The sequence below is a fragment of the Maribacter sp. genome (assembly GCA_020629415.1).
In the GTDB taxonomy this organism is placed as follows: domain Bacteria; phylum Bacteroidota; class Bacteroidia; order Flavobacteriales; family Flavobacteriaceae; genus Maribacter; species Maribacter huludaoensis.
This window is the reverse complement of record JAHDDL010000003.1, coordinates 1-19,991: the sequence shown is the minus strand read 5'-3', so window position 1 is coordinate 19,991 and position 19,991 is coordinate 1. Positions and strand designations below refer to the sequence as shown.

18 protein-coding genes are annotated in these 19,991 nt (G+C 38.6%); 7 read left to right on the top strand and 11 right to left on the bottom strand.

Translation table 11 applies throughout. The annotated features are described in order from the left end of the window. Window positions 1-3: 3 nt before the first annotated feature. A complete protein-coding gene (gene fabG, locus QZ657_RS02190) occupies window positions 4-750 on the bottom strand; it encodes a 3-oxoacyl-[acyl-carrier-protein] reductase (protein WP_291964679.1) in 747 nt (248 codons plus the stop codon). A gap of 12 nt (window positions 751-762) precedes the next feature. Beyond that, a complete protein-coding gene (locus QZ657_RS02185; protein WP_291964677.1) occupies window positions 763-3,504 on the bottom strand; it encodes a transglycosylase domain-containing protein in 2,742 nt (913 codons plus the stop codon). Between the two features lie 172 nt (window positions 3,505-3,676). Here QZ657_RS02185 and QZ657_RS02180 point away from each other — a divergent pair, with 172 nt between their 5' ends. Together QZ657_RS02180 and QZ657_RS02175 are read left to right on the top strand one after the other, a co-directional pair. After that, the gene (locus tag QZ657_RS02180) at window positions 3,677-4,354 is read left to right on the top strand and encodes a hypothetical protein (protein WP_291964675.1); all 678 of its coding nucleotides are present in this window, start codon (window positions 3,677-3,679) and stop codon (window positions 4,352-4,354) included. Between the two features lie 285 nt (window positions 4,355-4,639). After that, window positions 4,640-5,290, top strand: a complete 651-nt coding sequence (locus QZ657_RS02175; protein WP_291964673.1) for a DinB family protein — start codon at window positions 4,640-4,642, stop codon at window positions 5,288-5,290. 33 nt (window positions 5,291-5,323) lie between these two features. Here QZ657_RS02175 and QZ657_RS02170 read toward each other — a convergent pair whose 3' ends face one another. Both QZ657_RS02170 and QZ657_RS02165 read right to left on the bottom strand, forming a co-directional pair. After that, entirely contained in the window at window positions 5,324-6,292 is a 969-nt protein-coding gene (locus tag QZ657_RS02170; protein WP_291964671.1) for an AAA family ATPase, read from the bottom strand. A 97-nt stretch (window positions 6,293-6,389) separates the two neighbouring features. Beyond that, window positions 6,390-7,862, bottom strand: coding sequence for a hypothetical protein (locus tag QZ657_RS02165; RefSeq protein ID WP_291964670.1), 1,473 nt, complete (start codon window positions 7,860-7,862; stop codon window positions 6,390-6,392). Window positions 7,863-7,939: 77 nt separating this feature from the next. Here QZ657_RS02165 and QZ657_RS02160 point away from each other — a divergent pair, with 77 nt between their 5' ends. Continuing rightward, window positions 7,940-9,949 (top strand): peptidylprolyl isomerase, encoded by a 2,010-nt coding sequence (locus tag QZ657_RS02160; RefSeq protein ID WP_291964668.1) that lies wholly within the window; start codon window positions 7,940-7,942, stop codon window positions 9,947-9,949. Window positions 9,950-9,968: 19 nt separating this feature from the next. After that, on the top strand, window positions 9,969-11,066 hold the full coding sequence (gcvT, locus tag QZ657_RS02155; RefSeq protein ID WP_291964666.1) for a glycine cleavage system aminomethyltransferase GcvT: 1,098 nt from the start codon (window positions 9,969-9,971) through the stop codon (window positions 11,064-11,066). 92 nt (window positions 11,067-11,158) lie between these two features. On the opposite strand, the gene QZ657_RS02150 is transcribed toward gcvT, so the two are convergent. Further along, the gene (locus tag QZ657_RS02150; RefSeq protein WP_291964664.1) at window positions 11,159-11,671 is read right to left on the bottom strand and encodes a hypothetical protein; all 513 of its coding nucleotides are present in this window, start codon (window positions 11,669-11,671) and stop codon (window positions 11,159-11,161) included. Between the two features lie 137 nt (window positions 11,672-11,808). Here QZ657_RS02150 and QZ657_RS02145 point away from each other — a divergent pair, with 137 nt between their 5' ends. Further along, complete coding sequence (locus QZ657_RS02145) at window positions 11,809-12,309, top strand: GbsR/MarR family transcriptional regulator (RefSeq protein WP_291964662.1); 501 nt, start codon at window positions 11,809-11,811, stop codon at window positions 12,307-12,309. Window positions 12,310-12,398: 89 nt separating this feature from the next. Here QZ657_RS02145 and QZ657_RS02140 read toward each other — a convergent pair whose 3' ends face one another. Then, window positions 12,399-14,675, bottom strand: coding sequence for an aconitate hydratase (locus QZ657_RS02140; RefSeq protein WP_291964660.1), 2,277 nt, complete (start codon window positions 14,673-14,675; stop codon window positions 12,399-12,401). 243 nt (window positions 14,676-14,918) lie between these two features. On the opposite strand from QZ657_RS02140, the gene QZ657_RS02135 reads away from it, so the two are divergent. Both QZ657_RS02135 and QZ657_RS02130 read left to right on the top strand, forming a co-directional pair. Then, the gene (locus QZ657_RS02135) at window positions 14,919-15,395 is read left to right on the top strand and encodes an RNA polymerase sigma factor (RefSeq protein ID WP_291964658.1); all 477 of its coding nucleotides are present in this window, start codon (window positions 14,919-14,921) and stop codon (window positions 15,393-15,395) included. Between the two features lie 24 nt (window positions 15,396-15,419). Further along, a complete protein-coding gene (locus QZ657_RS02130; RefSeq protein WP_291964656.1) occupies window positions 15,420-16,055 on the top strand; it encodes a hypothetical protein in 636 nt (211 codons plus the stop codon). Between the two features lie 7 nt (window positions 16,056-16,062). Here QZ657_RS02130 and QZ657_RS02125 read toward each other — a convergent pair whose 3' ends face one another. The 5 genes from QZ657_RS02125 to QZ657_RS02105 all read right to left on the bottom strand — a co-directional run bounded on the left by QZ657_RS02125 (window position 16,063) and on the right by QZ657_RS02105 (window position 19,847). Beyond that, a complete protein-coding gene (locus QZ657_RS02125) occupies window positions 16,063-16,599 on the bottom strand; it encodes a glutathione peroxidase (RefSeq protein ID WP_412759670.1) in 537 nt (178 codons plus the stop codon). 72 nt (window positions 16,600-16,671) lie between these two features. Further along, window positions 16,672-17,148, bottom strand: coding sequence for a hypothetical protein (locus QZ657_RS02120; protein ID WP_291964654.1), 477 nt, complete (start codon window positions 17,146-17,148; stop codon window positions 16,672-16,674). 10 nt (window positions 17,149-17,158) lie between these two features. Continuing rightward, window positions 17,159-18,337, bottom strand: a complete 1,179-nt coding sequence (locus tag QZ657_RS02115) for an ImmA/IrrE family metallo-endopeptidase (protein ID WP_291964653.1) — start codon at window positions 18,335-18,337, stop codon at window positions 17,159-17,161. Window positions 18,338-18,414: 77 nt separating this feature from the next. Beyond that, the gene (locus QZ657_RS02110) at window positions 18,415-19,089 is read right to left on the bottom strand and encodes a DUF2461 domain-containing protein (protein ID WP_291964652.1); all 675 of its coding nucleotides are present in this window, start codon (window positions 19,087-19,089) and stop codon (window positions 18,415-18,417) included. A 47-nt stretch (window positions 19,090-19,136) separates the two neighbouring features. Beyond that, on the bottom strand, window positions 19,137-19,847 hold the full coding sequence (locus QZ657_RS02105) for a heavy-metal-associated domain-containing protein (RefSeq protein WP_291964822.1): 711 nt from the start codon (window positions 19,845-19,847) through the stop codon (window positions 19,137-19,139). Between the last annotated feature and the right edge of the window lie 144 nt (window positions 19,848-19,991).

The following is a 19,991-nucleotide window of genomic DNA, read 5'->3' as shown; positions in this document are numbered from 1 at the left end:
AGCTTAAGTATTCATGGCTCCACAGACACTGAGTACTTGGCCCGATATATAAGTAGATAAGTCAGAGCCAAGAAAAACACAAGCATTAGCCACATCCATCCCCTTGCCAAATCTTTTGAGTGGAATATTACTGATGTAAGCCTCTTTGACTTTATCATCCAGAGTTTCTGTCATCTCTGATTCTATAAAGCCTGGAGCGATGGCGTTACATCTGATTCCACGAGATCCCACCTCTTTGGCAATGGACTTAGTAAATCCTATAATACCAGCCTTAGACGCCGCATAGTTGGCTTGTCCTGCATTACCGAATACACCGACCACAGAACTCATATTAATAATAGATCCTGCTCTGTTTTTGAGCATCGGTTTGAGTATGTGCTTGGTCAGGTTAAATACGGATTTGAGATTGACTTCTATGACCTTATCCCATTGGTCCTCACTCATACGTAACATGAGTGTATCATTAGTTATACCGGCATTATTAATCAGCACATCGACCTTACCAAAATCTTTTAGCACAGAATCCACCAACTGACCTGCCGCCTCATATAGACTGGCGTCTGATTGATAAGCCTTTATTCTTTCTGGTGAGACATTGATCTCGGTGATGAGGTCTTCTGCCTGCTGCGCCGATGACCTATAAGTGAAAGCCACATCAGCACCTTGCTCTATACAAGATCGGACTATAGATCTTCCGATCCCTCGAGAGCCACCAGTTATAATTACTTTTTTACCTTCTAATAATTTCATCAATATTATAATTTATCGACCATCACCGCCAGAAGTATCTATAGGCATAATCTGCTGAATAATAGAGTCTGGCGTAGGCTTATTCGTACTAATAATATTTGAGTCTGTTTTCGATTCCGTATTTTCAATATCCGATTCGTCCGAAAATGTATCTTCAAATTCGTCTCCGAAGTCATCGCCAAAATCATCACCGAATTCTTCATCAAACTCATCATCCATAATGTCCTCTCTGACATTTAGTTTATTAAGATCTTGTTCTTCTTCTACAGACTTTTGTTTGTATTTGTCGCAATCCAAAAACTCCAGTATACCTGGCGGCGGTGTCGGAAAAGGCGTATCAGACTTAAAAGCTATGGTGGAATCCTTCTCCACTCCTGATAAAAATTTCTGAACAATTGGTCTCGCCATAACAAAACCCTGACCATCGTCCAGACTAAGAAAACGTATCCACTTATCATCTCCACCTACCCACACACCTGTTACAAGTTCTGGAGCAACAGACATAAACCAACCGTCAGCATAATCATTAGTTGTACCTGTCTTACCTCCGATATCTGTGTTCACTCCCAGGCCAAATCCTCCTTGTACATTATTCCTTAGCATATCAACCATCACACCATTATAAAGTGGATTGATGGCTCTTTTGGTTTCTGGCAATCCTTTGTAGATCACCTTCCCCGTTTTATCCTCTATTCTACTTACGAATATAGGCTGAGTATAGACTCCGTCGTTAGCAAATGTCGTATACGCCCCTGCCATCTCGTATAGCGTGAGATCTACGGCACCGAGACATATCGAAGGCACTCTTGGCACGACGAGTTGCCCATTGGGGTATTCTCTATCTTTCTCTATTCCAACATTATCCAGTAACTCTCTGATCACATCCACACTCCCCATTTCTTTGATTAGTCTGACAGTAATGGAGTTTTTGGAATAAAGAAGACCTTGATATAGGTTATAGTCGTTGGCAGTGAATTTTTCGTTGGCATTGGCAGGAGACCATTCTTTATCGACGAATAAATTATCATCACCAGGGGCTATGGTGTATTGTATATCCTTGTATGTCTGACATGGCGATAATCCCATCAGACTTATAGCAGTTGCGTAGACAAAGGGCTTAATCGTAGAACCGACTTGTCTACGAGAATTGACATGATCGTACTTAAAGTAGTTAAAGCCCGGTCCCCCTACCCATGCTTTGATATGACCAGTAATGGGATGTACGGCCAACAGACTCGCTTGTAAATGTTGGTTATGATAACGGACAGAATCTCTAGGACTCATCTCTATCACCTTATACCCCTCTTCGTTATAATCGAAGACCTCCATAGAGATTTTCTTTTTGAAAACCTCTTTGTAATCCTTTTGTAATTTCTGAAATTGATTTTTTAGTGTAGGCCATATCTCATCATCTCCTAGTAGGGATTCGTACTTAGACCTGTTGGATTTAGATATAATCTTTTTATAGATAACATTAGACCAGGAAGTGGCTTTTGACTCTATCCGCGATAACTCTTTTAGTACATTTTCATTGAGCGGTATATTTCCATATTTTTCTTGAGCTTTGGTTTTGTCCGCACTTAGGTACTGATTATGAAGACTCAGATATCTCTCTGATTCTTTAATTTTTCTTTCTAAAGTATTACTTCTTATAATCCTCTGCAAACTGTCAGCCTCATAGGTCCAGGGGTTTCTATTCTTCCACACTTCCCAATATCTAGCCTGCAAAAACTGCATGTGCTCTTTGACAGCTTCTTCTGCATACTTCTGATAATCCAGATTTATAGTGGTATATATCTTCAGCCCATCTGTGTAGACGTTATATTCCTCACCATCTGCTTTGGTGATATTCTCCTTTTTGAATATTCCTCTCAACCACTTCGTCAGTTCTGATCTGAAATATGGTGCTGGTCCCGTATCATGAGAATCCCTCTCAAATCGACTCATATCCAGAGCGGTACTCCGTATAGAATCCAATAACTCACTATCGACGTCATCATAATACCGTTCGATTTGATTGATTACAAGATTACGACGTCCAGTCGCATTCTCAGGAAATCTAAGAGGATTATAAAGATTGGGATTTTTGAGCATGCCGACGAGGAGTGCCGCTTGCTCTATGGTGAGGTTTTCTTGGTCTACATTAAAGTAAGTCTCCGATGCCGATTGTATACCATGTGCTCCATTGATAAATTCAAATTTATTAAGGTACATGGATATGATCTCTTCCTTGGTATAGCTCTTCTCTAGTCTGATCGCCGTTATCCATTCTTTGACCTTAGTACGGATAAGTTCCACGCCTCTCTGTATCTTAGACAGACCTGATAGACTCTTTCTTTTGTATAATAGCTTGGCCAATTGTTGACTGATGGTGCTACCACCACCCGCACTCTCTTTCTGCAACAAAATAGTTTTGAATGCTACACGAAAAAGGGCTTTGAGGTCAACTCCATTGTGATCAAAGAATCGAATATCTTCAGTGGCTAATAAGGCCTTTAATATGTTAGGTGATAAATCTTCGTAATCTATATTCTCACGATTTTCCACATAGTACTTACCGAATGATCTGCCTTTCTCATCATAGATAATGCTGGCCTCGTTATACTGCGGATTTTCGAGTTCACTAAAGGCTGGTATATCGGAATTATTAGTCTGAATAATAAACCTCGCGACTATAACCATCGTCAAAAACAACAGCACCCAAGCCGCATAAGCCAACCATCTTAAGATTCGATATTTTCTAGGTTCTTCCAATAGAATACGTTGGTATTATCACAAGATTCCAATATAGTATGTATTAAATGGATTACCAACAATAGTGAATATGAGATTCCTAGTTCTTGGTTAAAAGTTCTTAGTCTGGGCAATTAAGAATTTAGATTCATGGTTACATTAATGCATTGTCAACAAATCAATAACTATCCAAGTGCAAAACTCACAATTCAAATTGATCAATAAATGGTCAAGATTTTGGAAATCAAAACAAGAAATATCAAAAAGGACTTTACTATTCACAATTGCTTTCTTGTTTCATCTAGCTGGTCACGCACAAAAGATCATTAGGGATACTATACTAACATTACCTGCTTATGACGAAATCTGCGAAACTATTATGGTTTGTGAATGCATAATGCCAGATTCTACATATAAAAGACTAAAAGGAATATTGCCAAATGAGCTAACAGGAGGAAACATAAAATACCGACCAGATTGTTATTTCCTTGGTTGGGATTACGATAATTATGAATTGCATGGATTCAAAGATTTTGAATTGTACTTGGGAAAATTTAAGATTGAGTTTGGATTCCCACAATACGCTTATCGAATAGAGAAATCCTCCCTGACCGACAAAAGTATCAGATTTGTCAATGTAAAAAACGAAGAAGAAATATCACTTGATTGGATCAGAATAAAATCTACTTTAGGAAAAGAACAACAATTCGATATAAAGAAAGATGGCAGTCAGCTTCTAAGATTCATTGAAAAGTTGGAAAAATACAAAACCTTTGAACTATTAATTTCTCCCACGAAATACCCAGATAATGGTGAAATATGCGGGAACGTCTTACATAAATTTCCTCCAGTAAAGCTTGAGATTTACTAATCTAAAAATTGTGCTTTCTTAGAGTGAGATACTACAATATGAAAAAACCCATTATCGAACTTATATCAACAATTATCATCGGCACATGGGTTATATATAACCTCTGCATGTATTTACCTAATACCATCAACGCAGGCTGGCATACAAGCTCTCAATCTAAAGAATACCTATTTGTAAAAATCGCTTTTCTTACCCTTACTGTAACTTTCTTCTTATATCGCAGTATTACTTTATATAAGGAAATATGGTCAAAGAAGGCCAAATAATAAAATCAGAATCAAAACTATGAACAAAGACAACAGAAGAAACTTCATCAAAAAGACAGCGGCTCTATCTCTAGCGACTGGAATAATGACCAGCTCCCCAAAGCCTGTCCAATCAAATTATATACTCAATCAGCAGGTCAACGGCATAAATATCGTTGGACCCAAAGCTGGATACACCCCTGAAATTGGAACACTGGTATCCATGATGAATTGGATGCGTAACACCATGCTGAGACCAGTACATGGCATGTCACAAAAAGATCTCGATTATCTCCATGATGCAAAATCTAATTCTATCGGAGCAATGCTCATGCACCTTGTTGCGACGGAGCGATTTTATCAGGAAAACACATTTGAGGGAAGCGTTCATTTTGAGCCTGGTGGTGACAATGATGAGTTGTATCGAGCCGCCTCCAACCTTGGTGATGCGGGTAGAGCGACATTTAAGGGTAAAGAATTAGATTACTATCTAGACAAACTCGAAGCATGCAGAGAATTCAGTCTAAAAGAATTAGCCAAGTATGATGATGGTTGGTTGGAAGTAGTGGATACCCAGTTCTGGGGAAGTCCGACCAATAATTATTGCAAGTGGTTTCATGTCGCAGAACACGAATCAAACCATAATGGTCAGATCAAATACCTGAAAAGTAGACTGCATACGAATGGATAAGAAATATAGTTATCAAGGTGATGATGTATATCGTTACATCAGCCCGGCAATAACATTCTCTTCCGTTATACCTTCAGCCTCTGCTTTGTAGTTACGTACTATTCTGTGTCTTAATACATAATTAGCAATGGCTTGTACATCTTCTATGTCTGGCGAATACTTGCCGTTGATCGCTGCGTGTGTTTTGGCACCTAATACGAGGTACTGAGATGCTCTTGGGCCAGCTCCCCATGCAATATAGTTGTTCACTTCACCAGTGGCCATCTTGGTATTAGGTCTGGTTTTGCTGGCAATGGATACCGCATATTCTAATACGTTATCCGCAATCGGAATCTTTCTTATCAGTTGTTGGTATGCTAAGATTTCTTCTGCTGTCAGGACATTAGCTAGCTCAGTATTCTTATCTGTGGTTGTTTCTTTGACGACCTGTATTTCTTCCTCATAAGATGGATAATCCAGAGGAATATTAAACATAAATCTATCTAACTGAGCCTCAGGTAAAGGGTAAGTTCCCTCTTGCTCTATAGGGTTCTGAGTTGCTAATACAAAGAATGGCTTAGGTAATAGATGTCTATGTCCACTCACGGTTACCGATCTCTCTTGCATGGCCTCTAACAGTGCCGCTTGTGTCTTAGGTGGTGTTCTGTTGATTTCGTCCGCTAGGACGATATTAGCGAATAATGGTCCAGGGTTAAATTTGAAAGATCTGCTTTCGTCCAATATTTCTGATCCAGTAATATCCGACGGCATAAGATCGGGTGTGAATTGTATCCTTTTGAACTCCAAATCCAACACCTCAGATATCGTACTTACTAATAGAGTCTTAGCTAATCCTGGAACACCAACAAGTAGACTGTGACCATTACTGAATAATGAGATTAATACGGCTTTAACTACTTCTTCTTGACCTACTATAACCTTGGCTATTTCTTTTCTCAGTTTCTCATACGCTCCCGCCAAGCTATCCACTGCTTCCTTATCGTTTTGAAAATTTAATCCCATTCTCTTTGTCTATTGTTTTATAAAAAGATGCAAAAATACACATACGCCAATACAATTGCATCATACCTCCACCTTGATGATCGAGTAATTAGGCTGATTAATCTTTAAAAAATCGGAAAGTAGATATTTTATTATCTAATCCCGCTAACTCTGCGATATACAACCCTTGGTCCAGGTGATTAACGCTGACCTGATTCTCTTTGTTTGCCAAAGTATGTTTGGATAATAACTGGCCTGTATAATTGTATAGTCTCAGCTCATAAGAGTCAAAACGCATTGTCTCCGTTAATTCTGTAATAAGCGAACCATCATTGTAAGAAAATCTGACTACCTGGTCGACATCTAAATCAGTGACTGAACTGGTTATATTACTCAGTGCCTTAAATCTATCATAAGTTTCCAGATGACATGGTATACCGCAACCAGAATGATCCAATGGTGCATCATCTGTATCCATTCTTATCAGCTCTACAGTGGTTGCACCATTATCACTCATAACGCGCTCTGCTAGTAGGGAATTTTCAAAAGTAACCTGCTCATCTCCATGACAATAGCATAGATAAGTCGTTGCCTCAGGTGTCCAATCATAAGTATCGTTATCCGCTAAAGCAACCGCAAAAGGACTGGTCGGATTGGCCAAAATAGAATTGACAATGGAGTCATGGAACATATCTTTAGGGCGTTGTCCACCAGTCTCATCTATCAGCGTCTGGGCTAACAAGTTGTTGAGCGTCCACAGATTAATCGTTTCCGCTTCGAATTCTCTTATGTGATCTATGTATTGGCTTTTAAAAACATCTTCTAAGGTCATCATACCCAAAGTCTCAGGATATGCCGCTTGGTAACCCAAGGTTATCCATGCCACGTAAGCCACAAAACCATAATTATCATCACCCAACGTAAAATCCACCATACTCTCTGAGACACTATAAGGGCCAGACATAGGCGCACTTGCGGCTAACTGAAATTCATCATTGGCATTGAGTTCTATTTCTCTTTGCAAGGCCATGGTCGCATGTCCTCCTTGCGAGTATCCCGCAACGAATACTTGATCATTAAGATTGAACAAGGTGGCGAAATCTGGGTCATTAGACAGTTCCACTGCAGCGCGCATAAGATCAAGAGACGCAGAGGCCTCTGTCGCCGCATGGACATAAGGATGTATTCCAGAAGAATCCCCTAATCCCAAATAATCTGCCGAACAAGTCACAAATCCTGCCCCTGCAAATACAAGAGGCAAGACGTAATTGTTGCTACCTAATCTGGATGGAACATCCTCACGTCCACCGACTGTACCATGTTGATAAGAAGCCAGAGGAAAAGACGATGTATTATCTCTAGGAATGCAGATGATACCCGATGCCACGGAAGATTCTCCTTGTACATCAGGCGTCAGGTAGTTGACCTTGTATATGTCGACGGCGTATTCTGCGATTCTTACAAAAGATACCGCTGATGATATTTCCACAGCACTATATGAATCCAATAATTGTACATCCGTGACAATCTGACCAAGGGATTGGGACATGATACTGAATAAGAAGGCAATACACAGTAGAGAATGTTTCATAAGTAAGAATTTAGATTAAATATAACTACCAATTTTATTTCGAATTGAAATACTTTTGGAAGACCATATCACTATACATGAAAAGTTCTGGATCGATTGCTCTTATTTATTGTCTTGTATTACTCATCGCATGTGTCCCAGAATCTAAAAAGACATTGACCGAGGTCGATATAAAAATAGCTGATCCAGAATTCAGAAAAATAATTGAACTTCAAAATCAAGAGAAAACGGATAGTCTATTATCCTATTTTACTCATCCCGACCCTACTTATAGATACTTATCGGCAAGAGCTTTTGCTTCGCATCATGATGGTAAGGCACTTGATAGCCTCTATTGGTTATTAGACGATCCTGTCATCAAGGTGCGTGCGATGGCCGCTTATGCCATCGGACAGATGCAAAACGAATCATCAGAGTCTTCTCTTATCAAAGGATTCCGACAGAAAGACACCATGTCGACGGATAATTCTGCCAATGCGGAAATACTATCAGCCATCGGTAAGTTAGGTAATGCCAAGTTATCAGAGTTTATGATAGACGCGGAAGGATATCGGGATAGTGATACTTTGTTGCTAGAGGGTCGGATGCGTAGTTTTTATAATTTTTCTTTGCGTGGAATCCACAATGCAGATATAACTAAACTTGCCGTAGAAAGTGTCAGGAATCCAGTCCTCAGTCACCAAATAAGATTATCCGCAGCACATTATCTCGCGCGCACTAGAGATCTGGATATAGAAAAGGTGAAATTTCAAATTGCCGAAGCACTCACTCAAGAAGTCGATCCTGATATTAAAATGGCATTGGCCTTAGCTCTAAGAAATACCAACGATCCAGAAATTCAAACTACGCTTCTGGACATGCTCGATTTACAAATAGATTATCGTGTCAAATGCAACATAATCAGAGCACTCGCCTATTACAATTATATACAATCTGCTGAAAAAATAACAGCCCTATTGAGAGATGAGAATGTTCATATTGCCATTAGCGCATCTCAGTTTTTGAAGAATAATGGATCTAAAGATGATGTACCATACTACAGACGCATAGCCAATGATAGTATTGACTGGCGCGTAAAGGCGAGCATCTATAGTTCCATCTTTGATATTCTACCTTATTATTATTCTAAAACTCTCAATGCCACCAGATGGCAGGTACAACAAGTACTATCTCAAGAAGAAGACCCTCAGGTGATTTCGGCTTATATCAGTGCACTAGGTAATGACCCCGGCAGTTATCAGACGATCATAGATCAAGCAGAGAAATCTGATAACGATAAAGTGACGACGACTGCCGTCGCCGCGCTTAATAAAATATTAGCACACGATAATTTCAATGGAACTTATCAAGGATATATTGGCTACCATAGAAGAAAAATATTCGATTATCTATTGCAGCAGCTCGAAGGTAGTGATGAGGGTATATTAGCTGAAATTGCCAATGGAATAATTAATGAGAAGACTCAACTTGTCCCATTAGTCGATAGCACCACCTTACTCTTCGCCGCAAGAGATAGATTACAAGTATCTAAACATATCGAAACAATCAACCTACTGGAAAAAGCCATCGCCAAAGTACGCGGTGTCAACACACCTAACCTTACATCTCCACAGACGCCTAAAGAAATAAACTGGGAAATCTTGGAGAAAAATCTGGATAACGACCTAGCCATAGTCAAAACCAATAAAGGAATATTCAAAATAAAATTACTGATAGAAGAGTCTCCAGCGACGGTAATTAATTTCTTGGAATTGTCAGAGAGCGATTTTTATGATGACAGAATCTTTCATCGCGTCGTGCCTAACTTTGTAATCCAGACAGGTAGTCCGCGCAACGATGTCTATGGAGGTGCAGACTATACTATAAGATCAGAGCTCGGCCCATTATATTACTCGGAAGAGGGATATGTCGGTATGGCCAGAGCGGAACAGACTGATACAGAATCCACACAATGGTTCGTGACACATTCTCCGACGCCTCACCTTGACGGAAAATATTCTATTTTTGGTAAGGTAATAGAAGGAATGGACGTCGTACATAACATTCAAGTCGGTGATAAAATCACAGATATCATCTTAACTAAATAATACCAACTTAACCATATAAATGAAAGAGACACCTCTCACGCAGGTACATCAAAATCTGGGTGCGCGTATGATGGAATTTGCTGGTTATAATATGCCAGTGAGTTATACATCTATCAATGAAGAACATCTAGCCGTAAGGAATGATGTCGGATTATTCGATGTATCTCACATGGGACAATTCTTTATAGAGGGTCCAGAGGCTCTACAGCTACTCCAAAAAGTAAGCTCTAATGATGCCTCCAAACTGGTCGTGGGACAGGCACAATATGCCTTCTTCCCAAATGATAAAGGTGGAATCGTGGATGATTTTATTACCTATCGAATAGAAGAGAATAAGTACATGTTAGTGGTCAACGCAGCCAATATCCAAAAAGATTACGACTGGATCAAACAAGCTAATGACTATAACGCGCAACTTACAGACCTATCAGATGATTACGCACTACTCGCCATACAAGGACCAAAGGCAACAGAGGTCCTAAGCAAAGTCACGAATACTCAGGTAGATCAGATACCCTTTTACTATTTTGCCATAGGCGACGTCTGCGATATAGAAGATATAATTATCTCAGCCACCGGATACACGGGCTCTGGCGGATATGAGCTATATCTAAAGAATAAAGACGTGGTCAAAATCTGGGACGCTCTGATAAAAGAAGGACAAGAACAAAATATAAAACCCTGCGGCCTAGGCGCGCGCGATACTCTAAGACTGGAGATGGGATACTGCCTATATGGTCACGAAATAAACGACCAAACATCACCTATCGAAGCGGGACTTTCATGGATCACTAAGACAGACAAAACAGAAGATTTTTACTCTAAAAAAGTCTTTATAGATCAAAAAGAAAACGGCGTCGACAAGAAACTAGTGGGATTCAAAGTACATGATAAAAGAATACCACGAGAAGGGTATGAGATCGTAGATATAGATGAAAATGTCGTAGGTGTCGTTACCTCCGGCACCATGTCTCCTTCTCTCAATATACCCATCGGTATGGGTTATGTACCAAAGTCCATGTCTAAGCGAGGACAGGATATTGGTATAAAAACAAGAAAGAAAATCCTACACGCTACGATTACCAAGCTACCTTTCGTAAAGATAAAACCTACATAAAATCAAAGGCTAATAGGAATAGGTCCAAATAAAAAAGCCTCAACCAGAAGTTGAAGCTCTTAAAACGTTAAAACCTTATTGAGAATTTTTTGCTAATTGACTTTTAGCGTAGTAAAATGAATTTTTGAATTTTTGTTGATAAGAAATCCTAACCTGTAGTTTTCATTCTCATCAAATATTTTTAGAGATAACTTTATCTTATTAGACATCACAGGAAGTTGGTATTGCATCTTTCCATCCTCAGAAAATATCTGGACGAAACTGACTTCATCTTTTGTATTAAAGTCTATAACTTCTGATTTGCTATTGTACTCAGCTGTCAGTAAGAATTCAGAATTCTCTGAAGACTCTATTGTGCATTCCACTTTTTCATTAGACATTATGGTTACTGAAGATTCTGGATTAGAATTGTTTCCGAGTACCGTTGTGACTGTCGAAACGAAGACTACTAAACTGAATATTAAATTTTTCATGACTTTAACCTTTAATTCTGATACAAACATAATCTGCAAAACAACCCATGTAAAGGGGTCGAAGACTACAGATTTACCCATCACTATCCACGATCGCACTACACAATCCTGTTTATGCGCATTTTTTGACATCTGGTTTGCTATTTTATACTAAGATTCTCAGGAAATTCCAGATATAATAATCGGAATAATGGATATAGTGCTCATTTATTTGTGTTTGCACTGAACATTATTGTCTTACAGACATTTACTCTTTGCACTGTACCACAATGGAATTTTCGGAAGCTAAAAAACATTTTATATCCACCTGGGGAGAACTTGGGATGAATTGGGGCATCAATAGGACCATGGGTCATATCCATGCCCTACTATTAATAAGTCCAAAGCCACTCTGTGCCGAAGATATTATCAATCAACTCCAAATATCTAAGGGTAATGCCAATATGAATCTCAGAGGCTTACTCGACTGGAGGCTAATCTATAGACAATCTAAGGCTGGTGATAGAAAAGATTATTTCGTAGCAGAGAAAGAGCTATGGAAAGTTTTCCGCAAGACCTTGGAGAAAAGAAAGCAGAAGGAACTCAACCCCATGCTAGACATGATCAAAAAAATATCCAATGTACAGGGAGATTCCGAAGACTCTAATGAGTTCAATAGATTTATTAAAGACTTAGATGCCATTTCTTCTGCGGCAGATAATGCATTGGATAGACTTATCACCTCGGATAGTAACATCTTCCTCAATACTTTGGTGAAAATAATGAGGTAAACCTCTTATCCTCCCTTCAAATAAAAATGGGATGCCAATTATATAATCGACATCCCTTACAGATTTATTTTTAATGATATAGAGGCTCTTTAAGCCACACCCATATCCTTCCTTATCTTATTAAGTGCGGAGCCTTCTCTGACCCAATCTATTTGCGCTTGATTATAAGAATGGTTGACTAAGAAGTAGTCATCCGTGCCATCCTGATGCTGTAGATAGACCATAAGAGGTTGTCCAGGTGCCATTGTCTCGAAACCAAAAAGACTGACCTTATCATCTTGTCTCACTTTGTCGTAGTCCGCAGGATCATCAAAAGTCAGTGCTAACATACCTTGCTTTTTGAGATTGGTCTCATGGATACGTGCAAAAGACTTAACGATCACAGCATTGACACCTAAGAATCTTGGTTCCATTGCCGCATGCTCACGAGAAGAACCCTCCCCAAGGTTTTCTTCGCCAAAGACAACTGTACCGATGCCTGCCTTTTGGTAAGTTCTGGCAGAATCAGGTACTGGGCCGTATTCTCCTGTCTCGTAGTTGATGACAAGATTTGGCTTTTCGTTAAAGTAGTTAATCGCTCCAGTGTAGCAATTCTCAGATATGTTCTCCAAGTGCCCTCTGTATTTCAACCAAGGACCAGCCATAGAAATGTGATCTGTGGTACATTTTCCTTTCACCTTGATCAGTATACGCATCTCTGTCATATCTGATGGTTTGATAGGTGTAAAAGGTGTCAATAATTGCAGTCTCTCGGAGCTGGGGTCAACTTTGACTTCTACGCTACTTCCATCCTCAGCGGGTGCATTGTATCCTCTATCTTCTACGGCAAATCCATTAGGTGGTAGCTCGAATCCCGTTGGTTCATCCAATTTTACCTCTTCTCCTTTCTCATTCGTCAAGGTATCAGTCATCGGATTAAAATCCAATCGACCAGATATAGCTATAGCAGCCACCATTTCAGGAGAGGCCACAAAGGCATGTGTGTTAGGATTACCATCCGCTCTTTTAGCAAAGTTCCTATTGAATGAATGGACGATAGAGTTTTTAGGTGCATTCATCGGATCGTTATATCGTGCCCATTGGCCGATGCAAGGACCACAAGCATTGGTAAAGATGGTCGCATTAAGATTCTCGAATATTTTTAATATACCATCTCTTTCCGTCGTGAATCTGACCTGCTCACTGCCCGGATTGATACCAAATTCTGCTTTGGTCTTGAGTCCTTTGTCTACAGCTTGTTTTGCGACAGATGCTGCTCTGGAAAGATCTTCGTAAGAAGAATTAGTACATGATCCTATGAGTCCCCACTCTACTTCAAGTGGCCATCCTTTTTCTTTAGCTCTCTCTGTCATCTTACTACCCACAGCAGTAGATAGATCTGGTGTGAAAGGCCCATTAAGCAATGGCTTTAGCTCTGATAAGTTTATCTCGATGACCTGATCAAAATATTTCTCTGGATTCTCATAACACTCTGGATCTGCCGTCAGATGCTCTGCCACTGCCTTGGCGGCATCAGCCACATCCTCTCTATCTGTTGCTCTCAGGTATCTATCCATACTTTCGTCATAGCCGAAAGTAGAGGTCGTTGCACCGATCTCCGCTCCCATGTTACAAATGGTTCCTTTACCAGTACAACTCAAGTTAATCGCACCATCTCCAAAGTATTCTACTATCGCACCTGTACCTCCTTTGACAGTTAATATATCCGCTACACGAAGGATAACATCCTTAGGAGATGACCATCCCGATAACTTACCCGTAAGTTTCACTCCTATGAGCTTAGGATTCTTGAGTTCCCAAGCCATCCCTGCCATCACATCTACGGCATCTGCTCCTCCGACACCTATTGCCACCATTCCGAGACCTCCAGCATTGACAGTATGACTATCCGTACCGATCATCATACCACCTGGGAATGCATAATTTTCTAGCACCACCTGATGTATGATACCCGCACCTGGCTTCCAGAATCCGATACCATATTTATCAGATACAGACTCTAGAAAATTGAATACTTCGTTACTTGTGTTAATCGCATTTTGCAAATCTGCATCTGCGCCCATTTTGGCCTGGATAAGGTGATCGCAATGGACCGTCGATGGTACAGCGACTTTATTTTTACCCGCCATCATAAATTGTAACAAAGCCATCTGAGCTGTCGCATCTTGCATCGCTACTCTATCAGGTGCATAGAATACATAATCCTTTCCTCTCTCATATTTAGCTAAAGGCGAATCTTCATGCAAGTGCGCATAAAGAATTTTTTCAGATAAGGTGAGGGGCCTCTGGAGTTTGTCTTTTATTTTTTGAATTTTTCCTGGTAGTGCATCGTAATGCTTGCGGATCATCTCAATATCAAATGCCATGTGCTGTTAGTTTTATTTTGAAAATTGATGTGTGCAAAAATAAGATAGAAATATTATATATCCCTGATGCTATATATATAATAACAACTATGCCAATAAGCAGTTCTTAAAGAAATTAATTTCGCCATAATCATCTGAATACCAACTAATTAAAAGTGACGATAAAAATAATATGAATCGCCTGTAATTTTTTGAGCTTATTCGCTACCTATATGTTGTATTCGATAATCTATTGATAAAGACTTGAAGGAAAACGAAAAAGAAAGAGAATTTATAAATCAAGTGGAGATGCATCAAGGCATTATCCACAAGATTATTGGTCTCTATATAGATAATGACGAAGACAAGCGTGATGTCCGACAAGAGATCTTATGTCAGGCATGGAAAGGCTATGCGCACTTTAAGGGACAATCAAAATTCAGTACCTGGCTATATAAAGTGACTCTTAATACCGTACTCAATCATCAAAAGAAAAAACCTCAAGCTGAGGTCCAAACCATAGACGAATCAGATCAAAGCACCGAGAAGCATGAATTACTATACAGCATAATAAAAGAACTAAATGAAGTCGATAAGATGCTCATCACACTCCATCTGGATGGTTATGGAAATATAGAAATCGCTAAAATAACGGGTATGACATCTAATCATATCAATGTCAAATTATATAGAATAAAAAAGGTCATTGCGGAAAGATTCAAAATAGAAGACGCTCAATAATGACTTTCGATCAAAATCGGACTTATGAATAAAGAAGAACAATTAGATAATGTGTTAGCAGAAGCATGGAAGCAATTAGAGGACAAAAAATTCAAAAATCAAAAAGATAAATTACAAATTATGGAAGCTATAAAATTGGATTCTACATCGACAATCAACAAACTTAAAAAAGGACTTAAAATCAAGATCGGATGGGCGGTCGCCATCACAATGGGCCTTATAATATTCTTACTTTTTCAGATGGATAATGCAGAAATGGTTAAGCTCATTAGTATAGGTATCATCTCTTATATTTTAGGTACTATCGCGATGTTATTCTCTTATAGAAAAATAAACCCCGCCATCGGCGACAAAGACATACTGACATCCATGAAAGACAATTATAAACAAATCCGTGGCGTACTGGCGGCGGAACAAACTTGGGCTCTGATCACATTTATACCAGCTGTTATATTAGGAATACTTATAGCAAGAGTAATGCGTGGTGAATCCATCATAGAATGTTTTACTGATCCTAGAGTACTTAAAATCATGGTAATTTCTCTATTCGTCTTGGTACCCTTAATGTACTTTGTCAGTAATAAAATGAATGAAAAGGCTTTTGGCTCTAATCTTAAAAAATTAGAAGAGGATATTACTAAGATGGAGACACTGAGCTAAAGGTATACTACCCTTCTATCAGGCTCACTAGCTCTTCGTCTTGTGGTTTGACCTTAGAGCCAAAATACTCAATGAGTTTTCCATTTTCATCGATCAAAAATTTATTGAAGTTCCAACTGACTTTGTAGTCGCCTTTGCCATTGAGCTCTTCTGAGGTGAGCCACTTATATATGGGATGCTGACCTTTTCCTTTGACCTTTATCTTGGTGGTCATAGGAAAGGTCACGCCATAATTCTTCTGGCAAAAGGTGGATATCTTACTCTCAGACCCAGATTCCTGAAATAGAAACTGATTACATGGAAAACCGACAATCACTAATTCCTCATTATACTCTTCATACAGTTTTTGCAGCCCCTCATATTGTCCTGTGAATCCACACTTAGATGCCACATTGACAATTAATATTTTTTTGCCCTTGTAATCTGCGAAATCAATTACTTCTTCGCTATTAAGTGCTTGTATCTGGTAGTCGTAGATCGTGTCCATCATATTGTTATATGCTAAGAAGGATATGCCGATGAGTAATGATAGAATTAGTTTCATAATACATTAAGATAATATGTGTCTATATGTTCAACCCAATGAATTATTTAATTGAATGAAACAAAAAAAATGTCAGTCTTGATGTCCATAATTAAGCTCTTCGTTCTTATTCCAAAATGCCAGATATAAATCCTGAAATGTTCCTTTTGCAGAAATCCAACTCATTACAATTTCAATGGCAAGTTCTAAATCTTCCATATATGCCATTCTTCCATCACTTCCTCGTATTCCTCTTTCATCCTTTTTATGCCCTCGATTTATTAGAATATTTTTTTCATCATAAATAATTCTCCTTATTGGCTCATTTTCTTTGCCTTTAGGCAAGTTTGCCCTAAGTAGCTTATTTAAAACTTTATAGTACAATTGAAATTTTTGAACTGGATCATCTATACTTTTATCCAGCAATGTCGAGTACTCATTTTCCGCCTCTACTCCTTCTTCTATGTCAAGTTTAAGTTGTTCTTCTTTAGCCTCTTCAGCTTTTTCAAGAATCCCTCTCCTCTCCATTTCTTCTTTGGATAGCTTTTCTTTATCTACTTTTTTTACCATTCCTTTGATTTTAAACTGTTAGTATATTCTTTATTTTATCCGCAGTTTCTTTAATGCTTGCGGCATTCCAATTAGAATAATTCAAATATCTTGTTGCAGTTTCATAATTAGGAAACTCCTTCTTAAACGCTCCCCAATAATTCTCGCCACGTTCATTTTTCCAATGTTGAAACATAGCGTAAATTATGCATGGATGAACGTTGTATTGCTTTGCTTTCTTCTGAACAATTATTCTGTTGTGGATAAACGGCTCAATATTTTTTAGCTTATCCTCTGAAAAAAGATATTCTCTAGCAAATGAATTTGCTTTGTCCTCTTGCATCAAGAATAGATCTGGTTCACCGCTTAGGTGATATTGCGTTTTCGATATTGTTTCAAGATCATACAAAACATGATGAAGCTCATGAATAAGAGCAAACCAGATCGTAGCGTAATTCTTCAAAAGGTCTGTTATCACTATGCATGGTTTATTATTAACTAAGAAGGTGGCCCCTCTAATCTGCGTTTTTGGTAGTGAAGGTTGGAATACAACAGTTACGCCAATAAAGAATAATGCTCTAAAAACTGTTAGCAACCCATCTTTTATATTAGCCGTATACGGTTTAATTTTTGGTATAAGTTCAACCAAAGCTTCTCTATTAAACTCATTAGGATTATCAATTAGTTCGAAATACTTGTAGGACGACTTAATCCAGAAGTCTTTCATTTTATCATCAAAAGATCTTTTAGTTCTGCTATATAAAGCCTCGTTTAAATCTCTTTCATATTCATAGAGTGATCTAAGCCCAAAGAAAGTTTCAATACGATTCTTTATAGTAGATACATCATCTCCTCTTTGAATAAAGTTAATTGCAGATAAAGTTTTCAGATCGAAATACTTGTGTATGAATGTTAATTCAAGTGCAGATTGTAATTCGGAGATTTCTTCTTTTGGCCTGTCTTGAAGAAAAAGAATAAGCAGTTCGTTAATAGATAAACCTAAAAACTCTCCAATTTTTAAAAGCTTAATAACATCGGTTTGCTTTGATGTATTATTCAAAATGTGCTCTAATGACTTTCGTTCAATTTTTACCAATCTTTCAAATTGAGTCCGACTTAATCCAGTGGCTTCTAACTGACTAATCAAAAGTGATTTAAGAGATAATCTCTTCTCATTAAAGCTTTGCTTCAAAAGTTCATCAATATTCACAAAGGTAAATTTACCTTAAAAATATATCAAAAAACAATTCCAATCAAAGATACGAGGTAAATTTACCCTAATTTGAACTATTTATACAAAGGCACCCCATCCAAATCATGTGTCAATATCTCTGTCATATAATTAAAGAATGGCTGTATGGTCTTGTAGACATTTTTTACTTCTTTGAGGAAAGTCGGAGCAAGGACTTCTTTATCAGAGAACTCTTTGAAGACGTACATCGCTTTATATCGTAACAGGTCTATGGCGGGGTGATCCTTGGAGAAACCTTTGGGAGCGGACTTGACCTGATCGCCCATGAGTTCGCCGAAGGTAGCTTTAAATTTTTTGGACTTCAGTATTTTTCTGAGCGGCTTATCATCAGCAGCGATGTGACTGCGTATTAGTTTGATGTCACCAGGATTAGGATTATAAAATCCACCACCGATCATACTTCCGCCAGGCTCTAGCTTGATATAATATCCACCTCGTCGGAAAGCACCCTCCCGACCCAGCGACATTCTGAAGCTGGTGCTGTAGGGTGTTTTATCTTTAGAAAATCTAACATCTCTATATATGCGGAAGAGCTTTTTCTTTTCTATCTGATCGAAAGTATTGAGTGTATCCTCTACAGCACCGAGGAAGGCTTTGGCATCTTCATTTGCCGCATCGTACATTGGTTTGTTTTCTTTGAACCATTCTCTATTGTTGTTCTTTTCAAGTTTTTTGAGGAAGTCAAATGAGGATTTAGATAGCTGAGACATGCACGTAATTATTTAGAATAAATAAAGTTACTAAACGAGTAAGTAAATCAAAGAACTAACATCATAGCAGCCATAATCAGCATACTCACATTCTCTATGATGGTCACCTTAGTCATCGGTAGATTAAAAACATCTCCTAGACAGGCACATTTTATTTTTCTCTTATCAAGATTGCTTTGGATGACGCCTAGAGTGCCGATGGACACGACAGCTATTGTAATATATAATGTCATGCGAGGATAGATGCCTATCAAAAAGGCTATCCCTAGCGCCAATTCTACAAATGGAAAAATATATCCCCACGCTTTCCACCGAGCCGCAATGATATCATACATACTGTACGACTCCGCAAAGCCTGAGAGATTCAAAAATTTAAAAAAAGAAAAAACGATAAAAAATCCAGCCATGAAATGCCTCATCCATAGCATCCCATCAAAACTGTCAAAGGGATATTGCACTAATAAGGTAACACCAGCTATAAATCCGATGATCAATATCAAGGGCTTATAAGTCGAGAGGCTTGGAGCAGGTAGATCTGTTTCTTGCGTTGGTGTTTGTTCGAATGCCTTTATAGGATAGGCTGGTATAGCATTTTGGAGCTTATCCAGATCAGTTTGTTTTAGGAACCAGATCGTCGCTTGGGGTGCAGATAATTGCACCTGCGCCTCTAGCACGTCGGGTAGTTGTTGTAATTTACTTTGGACCTTTCTGACACAATTTTGGCAGGTCATACCTTCTATCTGATACCGTAACTCCATCATCTTGTAACGCGCAGATAAGTCTTGGAGTTCTATGAGTGATCATATCATTATAACTTTGCCCGTGCAGTATTAGAATATATTATTAACGATAGCCATCACATAGGGTAATTTCCAAGCGAAAAAATATAAATTAGAAGCCTT

Excerpts from the sequence above, each read along its gene's own strand:
- fabG (WP_291964679.1), bottom strand. The coding sequence starts at position 750 with ATGAAATTATTAGAAGGTAAAAAAGTAATTATAACTGGTGGCTCTCGA.
- QZ657_RS02175 (WP_291964673.1), top strand. The coding sequence starts at position 4,640 with ATGAACAAAGACAACAGAAGAAACTTCATCAAAAAGACAGCGGCTCTA.
- QZ657_RS02170 (WP_291964671.1), bottom strand. The coding sequence starts at position 6,292 with ATGGGATTAAATTTTCAAAACGATAAGGAAGCAGTGGATAGCTTGGCG.
- QZ657_RS02165 (WP_291964670.1), bottom strand. The coding sequence starts at position 7,862 with ATGAAACATTCTCTACTGTGTATTGCCTTCTTATTCAGTATCATGTCC.
- QZ657_RS02160 (WP_291964668.1), top strand. The coding sequence starts at position 7,940 with ATGAAAAGTTCTGGATCGATTGCTCTTATTTATTGTCTTGTATTACTC.
- gcvT (WP_291964666.1), top strand. The coding sequence starts at position 9,969 with ATGAAAGAGACACCTCTCACGCAGGTACATCAAAATCTGGGTGCGCGT.
- QZ657_RS02150 (WP_291964664.1), bottom strand. The coding sequence starts at position 11,671 with ATGTCAAAAAATGCGCATAAACAGGATTGTGTAGTGCGATCGTGGATA.
- QZ657_RS02145 (WP_291964662.1), top strand. The coding sequence starts at position 11,809 with ATGGAATTTTCGGAAGCTAAAAAACATTTTATATCCACCTGGGGAGAA.
- QZ657_RS02140 (WP_291964660.1), bottom strand. The coding sequence starts at position 14,675 with ATGGCATTTGATATTGAGATGATCCGCAAGCATTACGATGCACTACCA.
- QZ657_RS02130 (WP_291964656.1), top strand. The coding sequence starts at position 15,420 with ATGAATAAAGAAGAACAATTAGATAATGTGTTAGCAGAAGCATGGAAG.
- QZ657_RS02125 (WP_412759670.1), bottom strand. The coding sequence starts at position 16,599 with ATGAAACTAATTCTATCATTACTCATCGGCATATCCTTCTTAGCATAT.
- QZ657_RS02120 (WP_291964654.1), bottom strand. The coding sequence starts at position 17,148 with ATGGTAAAAAAAGTAGATAAAGAAAAGCTATCCAAAGAAGAAATGGAG.
- QZ657_RS02110 (WP_291964652.1), bottom strand. The coding sequence starts at position 19,089 with ATGTCTCAGCTATCTAAATCCTCATTTGACTTCCTCAAAAAACTTGAA.
- QZ657_RS02105 (WP_291964822.1), bottom strand. The coding sequence starts at position 19,847 with ATGGAGTTACGGTATCAGATAGAAGGTATGACCTGCCAAAATTGTGTC.